This window comes from Saccharomonospora iraqiensis subsp. iraqiensis (assembly GCF_000430445.1).
Taxonomy (GTDB): domain Bacteria; phylum Actinomycetota; class Actinomycetes; order Mycobacteriales; family Pseudonocardiaceae; genus Saccharomonospora; species Saccharomonospora iraqiensis.
Map to the genome: position 1 here is coordinate 1 of NZ_KE387070.1, position 2,817 is coordinate 2,817.

Sequence of the window (2,817 nt, forward strand, 5' to 3'; positions counted from 1 at the left end):
CCCGGCGGAGGTGGTGCGGTCCACCCCGGGCGGTGCCGCCGGGCCCGCGGCGCAGGAGCGGGACGCGGAGGCCGGTCGCGGGGGCGGGTCGGTGGTGGGTCTGCGGATAGCGGGGCGTTGTCCGGTCGGTCGTTGGTCGCTATCCGTGGTACGCACGCCGTGGTGTCGCCTCCCGGGACGGCCGGGCGTCAACCGTGTCCGGCCATCCTGTCGATGATCTCCGCGGCGCGGGAGAGCACCTCGCGCTCCTCGCCGCTCAGTTCCGCCAGTCGCTCGTCGAGCCAGGCCTCGCGCCGCGAGATCGTCGCGTGCACGTACTCCAGCCCGGTGTCGGTCAGGGCCACGATCGCCTGCCTGCCGTCGGTGGGATGCGGACTCCGCCGGACGAAGGAGATCTCCTCCAGCGCGGTGATCACCCGCGTCATCGACGGTGGCCGCACGCCTTCCCTGGCCGCCAGCTGCCCGGGCGTCATCGCCCCGCATTTGTGCAGTGTGGACAACGCCGAGATTTGCGTCAGGGACAGGTCCTGACTTCCCCGCTGTGCCCGTAACCTGCGGTTCAGCCGCACCACAGCGAGCCGCAGCCGACTGGCCAGCGACCGCTGCTCAGCTGATCCCGACACATCCTTAGCATACCTCACGATCGACTCCCGACACAGCGAACGGGTGCGGGCTCACACCGGACGCGCCCGATCGCCCGGGACCGGACGGTGCGCAGGCCGTCCGGTCCCGGGCGATCGGAGCACAGTAGCCGACGTGGGAGAACCCACCAGGGGAGTGGCGGGCTCCCGGGCGTGCACGCCTCAGCCGAGCGCGTCCCGGATCGGGCCGATGGCGAAGTAGACGACGAACGCGGCCGCCACGATCCACATCAGTGGGTGCACCCGGCGGCCCTTGCCGGTGGCGGCCTGGATCAGCACGTAGCTGACGAACCCGGCCCCGATGCCGTTGGCGATCGAGTAGGTGAACGGCATCACCACGATGGTCAGGAACGCGGGTAGCGCGATGGAGAAGTCCCGGAAGTCGATCTCGGTGATCTGCCGGATCATCAGCGCGCCCACGATCACCAGCGCCGGGGCGGCGGCCTCGATCGGCACCACCTCGTACAGCGGGGTGAAGAACATCGCGGCGAGGAACAGCAGGCCGGTCACCACGTTCGCCATGCCCGTGCGCGCGCCCTCGGCGATGCCCGAGGCGGACTCCACGAAGACGGTGTTCGAGCTGGCCGAGGCCGCACCACCGGACACGGCGCCGAGCGAGTCGACGAACAGGGTCTTGCCGACGTTGGGCAGGTTGCCGCGCTCGTCGACGAGGTTCGCCTCCCGGCCGAGCCCGGTCATCGTGCCGATGGTGTCGAAGAAGTCGGTGAGGACCAGGGTGAACACCAGCAACGCCGCCGTGAGCGCGGGCACCTGGGCCCACGCCCCGAAGGACACCTCCCCCACGAGGGAGAGGTCCGGCAGGCCGACGAGGTCGTCGGGCAGGGCGGGATAGCCGAGGTTCCAGCCCTTCGGGTCCTCACCGGCGGACGGGCCGACACCGGCGACGGCCTCCACGATCACGGCGAGCACCGTGCCCGCGAGCACCCCGATCAGGATGGCGCCCTTGACGTTCTTCGCCACCAGCACCGCCATGATGATCAGACCGGCGACGAAGACCGCGGTCGGCCACGAGGCGATCGAGCCGTCGATGCCCAGCTGCACCGGGACGGTGGTGTCGGCGACGTCCGGCACGCGGCGCACGAACCCGGAGTCGACCAGGCCGATCAGGCTGATGAACAGCCCGATCCCCACGGCGATGCCCGCCTTGAGCTGCTGCGGCACCGCGTTGAACACCATCGTGCGCACCCCGGTGAGCACCAGGATCAGCACCACGAGGCCGTTGACCAGCACCAACCCCATCGCGGCGGGCCAGGTCATCAGCGGGGCGATGTTCACCGCCACCAGGGCGTTGATGCCCAGGCCCGCCGCCAGCGCGAACGGGTAGTTCGCGACGACCCCCATGAGAATGGTCATCACCCCGGCGACGAGCGCGGTGACGGCGGCCACCTGCGGCACCGGCAGGATCGCGCCGGTGGCGTCGGTGGCCGCACCCGGATCGTCGGCGGAGAAGCTGCCCAGGATCAGCGGGTTCAGCACGATGATGTAGGCCATCGTCACGAACGTGACCAGCCCGCCCCGGATCTCCCTGCCGGGCGTGGACCCGCGCTCGCTGATCCGGAAGAACCGGTCCAGCCGGGACCGCGCCGGGTCCTCCATGGTCACCTCGGACATCACTCACCTGCCTCGCGTCGGTACCGGCAGCGGTAGCCTGGCCTGCGTGGACGAACCGAGCAACACGCCCGAGGGCACAGGACGGCTTCGTCCTCCCCCGGATCTGCCCCGGTCCCTGGTCAGCCCGTGGGTTCCCGTGATCGGGGGCACGACCGCGTGGTTGTGCGCCTTCGTGGTGCTGTTGGTGCTCGGGATCCACGGGGTGTGGTTGTGGACGACCCTCGCGGGCACCGGGGTCGGGCTGCTCGGCATGAGCATCATGCTCTGGCAGCGGGCGGCCTCCCGCAGGGGGTCCCGTTTCGGTCAGAAGAACCTTTAACACACCGACCGGCCCGGGTGACGCACGGGCGTGTCCGAGCGCTCGGCCGGGCACCTCAGCCGAGCAGCACACCGGGCTCCGGCTCCTCCAGCAACGCGACGACCATCGCACGGTCGGACCACCGACCCGCCGCCCACGCGAACGCCCGCGCCAATCCCTCCGGCGAGTCCGCCGCGTGCAGGGTCCCCGGCGCGCCGGGCGGTGTTCCGGCGGGCGGTGTTCCGG

The 2,817-nt window shown here is 71.1% G+C and carries 3 protein-coding genes; 1 reads left to right on the forward strand and 2 read right to left on the reverse strand.

Translation table 11 applies throughout. From position 1 onward, the window contains the following. Window positions 1-188 precede the first annotated feature (188 nt). On the reverse strand, window positions 189-641 hold the full coding sequence (locus tag ACTIR_RS0107320) for a MarR family winged helix-turn-helix transcriptional regulator (RefSeq protein ID WP_084789354.1): 453 nt from the start codon (window positions 639-641) through the stop codon (window positions 189-191). Between the two features lie 162 nt (window positions 642-803). Beyond that, a complete protein-coding gene (locus ACTIR_RS0107325; protein ID WP_026453773.1) occupies window positions 804-2,273 on the reverse strand; it encodes an NCS2 family permease in 1,470 nt (489 codons plus the stop codon). Window positions 2,274-2,319: 46 nt separating this feature from the next. Between ACTIR_RS0107325 and ACTIR_RS0107330 the strand changes: the two genes are divergently transcribed. Beyond that, window positions 2,320-2,592, forward strand: a complete 273-nt coding sequence (locus ACTIR_RS0107330; protein WP_233345849.1) for a DUF2530 domain-containing protein — start codon at window positions 2,320-2,322, stop codon at window positions 2,590-2,592. The last annotated feature ends 225 nt before the right edge of the window (window positions 2,593-2,817 follow it).